This is a genomic window from Streptomyces sp. NPDC060209 (genome assembly GCF_042728155.1).
In the GTDB taxonomy this organism is placed as follows: Bacteria; Actinomycetota; Actinomycetes; order Streptomycetales; family Streptomycetaceae; genus Streptomyces.
Genome location: NZ_JBHWZS010000362.1, coordinates 1 through 8,093 on the forward strand (window position 1 = coordinate 1; position 8,093 = coordinate 8,093).

The following is an 8,093-nucleotide window of genomic DNA, read 5'->3' on the forward strand; positions in this document are numbered from 1 at the left end:
CTCCGCGTACGGCTTCGAGGACTACACCCGGATCAAGCACGTCATGACGTCGCTCTGACGTCCGGCTGCCCGTCGCCCGGCAACGCGCCGGGCGACGGGCCGGGGCCGCTGGGGCGGTGTCGCGAAACTCCCGTTCGTCCTCGGCCGGCCGTCCGACCGCGCGCTCGATGACAGCATGGGACCGTGCTCATCGTCATCGGCGGACTGCCCGGAACCGGCAAGACAACCCTCGCGCGACTCCTCGCCTCACGGATCGGCGCGGTCCACCTGCGGATCGACACCATCGAGCAGGCGGTCGTCCGTTCGGGCCTGGCCCGGCGCCCCCTGGGACCCGTCGGATACGCCGTGGGATACGCCCTGGCCGACGACCACCTCCGGCAGGGACTCGGCGTGATCGCGGAATCCGTGAATCCGCTGGCCGTCACCCGGGACAGCTGGCGGGACGTCGGGGCGGGAGCGGCAGTCCCCGTCGTCGAGGTGGAGGTGATCTGCTCGGACCCGGACGAGCACCGGCACCGGGTGTCCTCACGCTCCACCGACATCCCCGGCCTGCCGCTGCCCGACTGGCAGCAGGTCCTCGACCACGACTACGAGCCGTGGAACCGGGACCATGTCGTCGTCGACACCGCGGGGGAGGACCCGCAGGATTCAATGGCCTCGATCCTCCGCCACCTCGATCACCCGTGAGCAGGAGGCGGTCCGAGGCACCCGTACGACCCGTCGCAACGCGGTCTCCGGTCATGGTTCCGGGATTCGGGCCGCCGGCAGGGCATGCTGGTGGCCGTGGCCACGGCGCCGTCCGCGGGCCCGCCGATGCGCCGGACCCACGGCGCGAGGCGTCCGACGTCCCGTGACGGGCGAGGGAGACCAGATGGCGGACGACCGGCGACCGGAACTGCCGGCCGAGCCGGCCGCGGGCGCTCTGGTGGACCGGCTCAAGGAGCGCATCTACGCCACGATCACGATGATCGCCGTGGTGGTCGGCCTGTCCGTGGGGGACGCCGGTACCACGGGCGCCCTGGCCACGGTCCTGACGACCGCTCTGGGGCTGTGGCTCGCGGCGTTCGTCGCCGACCAGCAGGCACACCGCACGGTGCACCGCCACCTCGCCACCGGCCACGACCTGCGCCGCATGCTCTACGTCAGCAGCCCCCTGCTGTCCTGCGCGGTCGGCCCGGCTGTGATGATCGCCCTCGCCGCCCTGGACGTCCTGTCCCTGTCCGCCGCGCTGATGACGGCGGCCGGTGTGGGCATCGCGTCACTCTTCGCCTGGGGCTGCGCCGGAGGGCTGCGCATGGGAGGCGGCGTCCTCCTGGCGGTTCTCGCCGGTCTGGCCGACGCGGTGATCGGCGTCGCGGTCGCACTGGTGAAGGCGGCCGCCGGCCACTGACGAGGCGCTGCGGGCACGGCGGGGAGCGGAGGTCAGAGCCGCATGTCGTGGCCGATCGCACCCGCTTCCCGCGTCCGCGGCACATACAGGAACTCCGCGTGCGGTGCGTGGGACGCCGCTGACACGATGACCGTGTGGCTACCTGGCCGGAGCCCTTCGACGCGGTACCGGCCCGACCGTACCGGCCCTGCCGCGACCCGCTTGCCCCGTGCGTCGATCACGGTGACCCAGCCCGCACACCCCTCGGGGTGTGCGGGGCACCGGACGGCTCCGACGACGGTGACCCCGCCGTGCGACGTGGCCGGGGTGTCCGCCGCGGTCCGCGTCGTCTCCACCGCCTGGATCTGTCCCGGCAGGGGTGCGTCGGCAACCGCACTGCCTGTGGCCGTGTCCCGCGTCGGCGGCCGCACCGCCCACTCCGCCACGAGCGCCTGGGTGCGGCGTTCCATCGGTGAACTCGCCGTTTCCGCAGCCGAGTTGTAGTGCACAGTGAGCCCGCACCGCTCCGCGTACCCGGCGAGCGTCTCGTCCAGTGCGGCCAACTCCCGCAGCGTCGTGCGGATACGTGACGCCCGTGGTCCTGGCGGTGCCGTGTCCAGTTCCGCCTGTAGTTCCCGCACCAGCGGGCTGACCCGCTGCCAGCCCTCCTCGGGCTCCCCGGTGGTCAGTGAGCGGTCCAGGGCCCGGAGCGAACGGGTCAGGGCCGTGGTGATGCGTGCGAACCGTTCGGCCGGCCCGGGGGCCAGGTCGATGTCGATGTCGGCCGCCGCCGCGAGGGCGCGGGCGTGGCCCGTGGCCGTGGTGAGCAGGGCGGTGCGGTTGTCGGCGTCACGTCCCCGCAGACCGCGCGGCATCCGGACCAGAGGACGCGCCAGGCTCACCACCTGGAACAGGGCGGAGTCCACCGCGCGAGCGGCTCCGCGCAGCCGGACTGGAGCATCGGGGTCCTCCCAGCGCAGGGCGAGCTGGGAGACGAGAGTGTCGACGGCGGACACGTAGCCGCGCTCCGCCTCCCGCGTGATCCTGCGGCTGGACAGCGGGAAGATCAACGCGGCACACCCGGTCGCGACGAGTATCCCGAGACCGTTGTCCAGGAGACGCTCGCCGAGCAGATGGTCCATGCCGCCGTAGGGCGTCGTCAGCCCGTACAGCTGCACCAGCGCGATGACGAGTCCGACTACCCAGAGGGCGTAGGCGCGCTGCATTCCCCAGGCGCCGAGGGTGAGCCCCGCCACGATGATCGTGAGTGTTCCGTAGACGTGGCCGCGGCCCAGGAGGTGGAGCAGCGCGATGCCGATCACCGCGCCGGCCACGGTGCCCGCCATGCGGTGGGCGAACTTGCGCAGGCGCTCGTGCGTCGTGTTCGTGCCGAAGAGCGTGATCATCACGCCGACCAGGCCCCAGTAGAAGCGGTGCGGGTCGATGGCGTCGGTGATCGGGCAGACGATGGCGGCGGCGATCCCCGCATGCAGAGGTGCGCGCACGAAGGGGATGGCGCGTCGCCAGCTCTTCTCCGTCCGCGAGGCGAGCACACGCTGGGTGGCGGCAGCCGATCCGGCGGGCAGGTTGCGCTCCAGAGCCACGGTCGGCTGGAAGGGGACCTGCGCCGGGGACTCCGGGGTGCTCCAGCCCAGCGAGAGCCAGTGGGAGAGCGAGCCTGCCAGGGAGTCGAGGAGGTGTGCCACGCGATAGGCCGCTTCGACGGTCTCCGCCTGCCTGCCGCCGGCACCGGGGCGGTCGAGCACACGGTCGGCTTGTCGGCGGATGCGTTCGGCGGCGGGGCGCAGGCCCTGAGCGCTGCCGAGGGGGGTGTCCCGCGCGATGACGAGTCCGACGGCCATCGCCTCACGCAGGTGCGGTGGCGCGTCGAGGCGGGCCAGGTCCTGCACCGCGCGGCCTATGCCGCGCAGTGCCAGTTCCGCGTCGAACAGGTGGCGGTGCAGCAGCTCGGCCATGCTCGGGTCGGCGGCGACCTCCGGCTGGGCGAGCCGGCCGTCGATGGTGACGGTGGTGACGTTGAGGTGGTGCAGCGCGCGCGCCATACGGCGCACGGCCCGCTCCTGATCGGCGTCGGGGTCCAGCGCTTCGACGGCCGCGTCGGCCACCCGGCGTGCTTCCACGACGAAGGCGCGCTGGGTGCGCAGGAGGTCCTCTCGCGGCATCGGCCAGCAGAGCAGCAACCGTGTCAGGAGCACCGCGACGGCGGACACCAGCGCGACGGCGAACGCCTTGCCCGACATGTCCGCGGGGATGCCCGCCATCATGCCGACCATCAGGCCGTTGAAGAGCATCATGCCCGTGAGCAGGGGCAGCTGTCCGAATCGGGCAAGGAAGAAGGTCAGCGCCAGTGCGACGACCATCATGCCGATCTCCAGGCCGCGGTCGTCGTGCAGCTCGGCGGCCAGCCACAGGACGGCGGCGTAGGGGAACGGCATCCACAGGATGGCGCGGGTGAGTCGCTGCCAGGTGTTCTCGGCGACGGCGAAGGCGCTCATCAGGCCCATCATCCCGCCGACCATCATGCCGATCATGGCGGGGACGTCCAGAGCACGCGCCATCCCGTAGCCGACCGCGAGAGAGGTCACCATCGCGACGAGGGTGCGCCATCCCGCCTGCAACTGCCCGAGACCGGGATCTGCCGCGAGCACCCAGTCCCACCGTCGCCGGGGTCCGCCGACCCGGTGCGGTACGACGGCGCGCGCGGAGCCTGCCGCAGGTGCGGGTGTGCCGGTGGCGGGTGTGGAGGGCGCGAGTTCCGGCGCCGTGGCCGACGGCGTGGTACCTGGGCTGATCAACTGGGCTCCGAATCCATCGCGGTGAGCAAGGTCGTGAGGGCTTCCCGGGCGGCAGCCACGGCGCGCTCGGAGTCGTCGACGCCCGCGTCGAGACCTCGCAGGAGCGCAGCGGCCATCCGCCGGCGCCCCCGGTCGAGCAGGTCCCGGCCGGCCGGGGTCAGGGACGCCTCCACGACGCGCCGGTCGGGTCCCCGCCGTTCGCGCGTGGCCAGACCGCGTTCTTCGAGGCCCTGCAGGACGACGGTCACGCGGGGCTGGGCCGTACCCGTGTACGCGGCGAGTGAGGTCACCCGCCGGGGGCCGTCCTCCAGGGCGTCGAGTACGGCCACCTGGCTGCGGCTGAGCCCGAAGTCGCCGGTTCGGAAGAGCGTCTGCGACAGCCGCCCGATGCCTCTGAGGAGGCCCCGAGCGGCGCCTTCGATGCGCTGCTCGTCGGTGGGACCTGCCAGGGACGGCGATTGATGCATATAGCAATTATATATATGTCAAGAGACGAGGTGGAACCATGTGCGGGCAAAATGCCCGGCCTCGCCGGACAGGCGGGCAGACCCCATCGGGGCGCGGCCCACCCGCCTGCCCCGTTCACATGAGCCGGCGCAGCGCGCGCACCAGTGCCTCGACACCTTTCTCCACCTTGGACCGGGGGCACCCGACATTGAGCCGGACCCGCCCCGGGGAGCCGTAAGCGGCTCCCGGCATGATGGCCACCTTCTCCACCTCGACGAGCTCGCGCTGCAGGGCGTCGTCGTCGACGCCGAGCGGCCGCAGATCGATCCAGGCGAGGTATCCCGCCTGCGGCGGTTCCCAGCCGAGCTGCGGGAACTCGCCGTGGAGGCGCTCGGCGACCGTCGAGAGATTGTCCGCGAGGTACGCGCGCAAGGCGTCCAGCCAGGGCGCCCCCTCCCGGTACGCGGCGATGTGTCCGACCAGCGACAGCACCGCGGGGGAGGAGAGCCCGTCCGCCTCCTTGAGCTGCCGCAGGTACGCGTCGCGCGAGGCCGAATCGCCGATGATCCCGTAACTGCCGGTCAGGGCAGGGATGTTGAATGATTTGGACGCCGAGGTGACTATCGCCCACCGCCCCTCGCCGCCGTGTGCGGCCCAGGGGCGGTGGACGTGCGGGGCGTGCGCCAGGTCGGAGTGGATCTCGTCGCTGATGACGGCCACGCCGTACCGCGCGCACAGCCGCGCCATACGGTCCAGCTCGTCCGCGGACCAGACCCTGCCCGTCGGGTTGTGCGGAGAACACAACAGCAGCACAGCCGTGTCGGGCAGCGCCAGGAGCCGCTCCAGCTCCGTCCAGTCGTCGAGCGGACACTCCCGGAGCCGCCGCCCGTGGGCCGCCACGGTCTTGGGGAACGCGTCGTACATGGGGGTATGGGCCACCACGCCGTCACCAGGGCTCGACCACAGCCGGAGCAGCTGCGACAGCTGGTAGACGACGGAGGGCGCGTAGACGATCGACCCGGGGTCGATGGCTGTCGCGTGCCGCGTCGCGTACCAGTGGACGATGGCGGAGAGGAAGTCGTCCTGTCGCCACCGCGAGTAGCCCAGCACACCGTGGTCCAGGCGGCCGCGGAGCGCGGCCATGATCTCCGGTGCGGTCTCGAAGTCCATGTCGGAAATCGTGAACGGCAGCAGATCCGGCACGCCGAAGCGGTCCTCGACGTAGTCCCACTGCGTGCACCAGGTGCCGCGCCGGTCCACCGGGGTGTCGAAGCCGTAGGGATCCTTCGCGGTTCCGTGATCCCGGCCGGAGGAGGCGGGGGAGCGGGAAGCCATGGTCAGCCCACCGGGATCATGGTGGCGATGGCGTCCTTCACCGACTGGACCTGCGGCCCGATGACGACCTGCACGTTGTGTCCGTCGAGCTTGATCACGCCTACCGCACCGAGCTTCTTCAGTCGCGCCTCGTCCACCTGCGCGGCGTCCTCAACCGTCATGCGCAGACGGGTGATGCAGTTGTCCAGGGACCGGATGTTGCCGGCACCGCCGATCGCGTCGAGGATGGCGACGGCGTCGTACTTCCCGGCGACCAGCTCGCGTGCGGGGTCCTGTGCCCCCTTCGGAGCCGCGTCCTCGCCGTCCTCGGCGTTCTCCTCCGACTCCTCCTCGCGGCCGGGAGTCCTGAGGTCGAAGCGTGTGATCGCCCAGCGGAACAGGAAGTAGTACACGGCGAACCACACGGCCGCGATCACCGGCACCAGGTACCACTTGGTCGTCGAGCCCTGGAGCACGCCGAAGACCAGCCAGTCGATGACATTGCCGTCGGTGTTCCCGATGAAGACGCCGAGCACGGCGGCCGTGAGGAAGCCGAGCCCCACCAGGACCGCGTGGATGGCGTACAGCCACGGCGCGACGAACAGGAAGAGGAACTCCAGCGGCTCCGTGATGCCGCCGACCACGCAGGCCACCACACCGGACACGAGCAGGGCCTTGATCTCCGGGCGCATCTTCTTGTTCGCGCAGTGGTACATCGCGAGCGCCGCGCCGGGGAGACCGCCCAGGTAGGACGCCATCTTGCCCTGGGAGAGGAAGTGCGTCGCGTCGGTGACCGCGGAATTCGGCGCGCCCGCGCAGTCCAGGTGCGCGTAGAACATGTTCAGGGCCCCGGAGACGTTGTCCCCGCATACGGCACCCGAACCGCCGACGTCGGTGAAGCGGAACATGGCCACGAGGATGTGGTGCAGCCCGATCGGTCGCAGAAGCACCTCTCCCATGCCGAAGAAGAACGGCCCGAAGACACCGGTGTGCCCGATGCCGCGGCCCACGGCGGTGATCCAGCCGTTGAACGCCGGCCACACCAGGGGGATGAGCAGACCGAGCACGCTCAGGGCGAGGGCGGAGATGATCGGGACGAAGCGCAGCCCGCCGAAGAAGGCCAGGGCGTCAGGCATTCGTTGCGTACGAAAGCGCTGGTGGAGAAGGCTGACAACGATGCCAACGGCCACGGCTCCGAGGAGTCCCGTGTCGATGGACTGCACACCCAGCACATCGGCTATGCCGTAGTGCTTGATCGCTTCCTCGTCCTCGAAGTCGACGCCTTTGGCGGTGAGGTAGAAGTTCACCGCGAGATTCATGGCGGCGAAGCCGACGAAGCCCGAGAACGCCGCCACGCCCTTGTCCTCGCGGGCGAGACCGAGCGGAATCGCCATCGCGAAGAGGACGGGCAGGAAGGTGAAGGCGACCAGACCCGTGTTGGCCATCCAGGTGAAGACGAGGTGGAAGCCCTCGGCCTTCAGGAAGGGCAGGTTGTCGGTGACGGCCTCGCTGGAGAGTGAGGAGCCGATGCCCAGCATGATGCCGCAGAACGCGAGCAGGGCCACCGGGAGCATGAACGTCTTGCCGAGTCCCTGGAGGAATTCCCAGAGTGCGGCTTTGGTCTTCTGCATGTGTACGGAACTTTCGAGCCTGGGGGGACGGACCCGGGCGCTCGCCGTGGCGATGCGGGGACCCACGGATTTTCGAGCGGCGCAAGGCATGACGAGGGGGTTCGGCCGCCTTCGCGCGACGCACCTGGGGATCGCCCGGTGAGCAGCGCCGGACAGGGCCGTTCCGCCGCACGGATCACATCACAGCAGGTCGGCGACTGTCCATGAAGGCCGGAGCGCCGATCCGGTCCGGGCGTGGGGGGCCGACGCGCGGAGTGAGCAAGCCGTCGCGTGCCGTGACGTACGCCACTCGATTGCATTCCCGTCTGGTGTTTGCCGCCGCGCCGGCGGGTAAGGGGCTCTGTGATCGCCGGAGCCGACAATCCGGTTGATAGCGTGCAGAAACTACCTAATGAGGAGGTTCGATGTCCTCGAAGCGACGTCGCAAGAAGAAGGCCCGCCGCAAGAACGGCGCGAACCACGGCAGCCGTCCCCAGACCTGAGGACACGTCGGCACATCCGGGGGGCGGCACAGGC

At 70.7% G+C, this 8,093-nt stretch carries 7 protein-coding genes; 3 read left to right on the forward strand and 4 right to left on the reverse strand.

What is annotated here, in order from left to right:
• The first annotated feature begins 183 nt into the window (after positions 1-183).
• Both ACFWFI_RS38175 and ACFWFI_RS38180 read left to right on the forward strand, forming a co-directional pair.
• Entirely contained in the window at positions 184-687 is a 504-nt protein-coding gene (locus ACFWFI_RS38175; protein ID WP_387399678.1) for a P-loop nucleotide/nucleoside kinase family protein, read from the forward strand.
• Positions 688-871: 184 nt separating this feature from the next.
• Positions 872-1,390, forward strand: a complete 519-nt coding sequence (locus ACFWFI_RS38180) for a hypothetical protein (protein ID WP_387399680.1) — start codon at positions 872-874, stop codon at positions 1,388-1,390.
• Between the two features lie 32 nt (positions 1,391-1,422).
• On the opposite strand, the gene ACFWFI_RS38185 is transcribed toward ACFWFI_RS38180, so the two are convergent.
• The 4 genes from ACFWFI_RS38185 to malX all read right to left on the reverse strand — a co-directional run bounded on the left by ACFWFI_RS38185 (position 1,423) and on the right by malX (position 7,577).
• Positions 1,423-4,185, reverse strand: a complete 2,763-nt coding sequence (locus ACFWFI_RS38185) for an FUSC family protein (RefSeq protein ID WP_387399682.1) — start codon at positions 4,183-4,185, stop codon at positions 1,423-1,425.
• On the reverse strand, positions 4,182-4,652 hold the full coding sequence (locus ACFWFI_RS38190; RefSeq protein ID WP_387399684.1) for a MarR family winged helix-turn-helix transcriptional regulator: 471 nt from the start codon (positions 4,650-4,652) through the stop codon (positions 4,182-4,184). The genes ACFWFI_RS38185 and ACFWFI_RS38190 overlap by 4 nt, the downstream gene beginning before the upstream one ends.
• A 115-nt stretch (positions 4,653-4,767) precedes the next feature.
• Positions 4,768-5,967 (reverse strand): MalY/PatB family protein, encoded by a 1,200-nt coding sequence (locus tag ACFWFI_RS38195; protein ID WP_387399685.1) that lies wholly within the window; start codon positions 5,965-5,967, stop codon positions 4,768-4,770.
• Between the two features lie 2 nt (positions 5,968-5,969).
• A complete protein-coding gene (gene malX / locus ACFWFI_RS38200; protein ID WP_387399687.1) occupies positions 5,970-7,577 on the reverse strand; it encodes a maltose/glucose-specific PTS transporter subunit IIBC in 1,608 nt (535 codons plus the stop codon).
• Between the two features lie 404 nt (positions 7,578-7,981).
• On the opposite strand from malX, the gene ACFWFI_RS38205 reads away from it, so the two are divergent.
• The gene (locus tag ACFWFI_RS38205) at positions 7,982-8,059 is read left to right on the forward strand and encodes a 50S ribosomal protein bL37 (protein WP_371604899.1); all 78 of its coding nucleotides are present in this window, start codon (positions 7,982-7,984) and stop codon (positions 8,057-8,059) included.
• Positions 8,060-8,093 lie beyond the last annotated feature (34 nt).

Bases quoted from the DNA above. Each gene is read 5' to 3' on its own strand.
- ACFWFI_RS38180 (WP_387399680.1), top strand. From the start codon at position 872: ATGGCGGACGACCGGCGACCGGAACTGCCGGCCGAGCCGGCCGCGGGC.
- ACFWFI_RS38195 (WP_387399685.1), bottom strand. From the start codon at position 5,967: ATGGCTTCCCGCTCCCCCGCCTCCTCCGGCCGGGATCACGGAACCGCG.
- malX (WP_387399687.1), bottom strand. From the start codon at position 7,577: ATGCAGAAGACCAAAGCCGCACTCTGGGAATTCCTCCAGGGACTCGGC.
- ACFWFI_RS38205 (WP_371604899.1), top strand. From the start codon at position 7,982: ATGTCCTCGAAGCGACGTCGCAAGAAGAAGGCCCGCCGCAAGAACGGC.
- ACFWFI_RS38190 (WP_387399684.1), bottom strand. From the start codon at position 4,652: ATGCATCAATCGCCGTCCCTGGCAGGTCCCACCGACGAGCAGCGCATC.